We start from the raw sequence: 259 nt of genomic DNA on the forward strand, positions 1-259 counted from the left end.
GCCCTGAACGGCAGTGCAGTGCTGCTGACCGCGCCTGACTGGGACGCGGTGGATAGCCTGTTCAGCCATGATCGCCAGGCCGTGGTGCTGGCAACCCCAGCCCTGCAGCCGGCACCTGGGCGCTGCGAGCTACCGACCATCCTGCTGCTCGATCACGAGCCTGAGGTGGCGCCCGGCGCGGTCAGCGACTGGCTGGTACGCGACCAGCTCAATGCCGACGCCCTGCGCCGCTCGCTGCGCCATGTGCGCGAACGTGGAG

General features: G+C 69.9%; 1 protein-coding gene. It reads left to right on the forward strand.

Going from position 1 to position 259, the window contains the following annotated elements; genetic code table 11:
* On the forward strand, positions 1-259 hold a 259-nt coding region (locus tag AC6UDF_RS07300), incomplete at both ends, for a hypothetical protein (RefSeq protein ID WP_500724216.1).

This window comes from Fructilactobacillus sp. X2R6C1, from assembly GCF_059901295.1.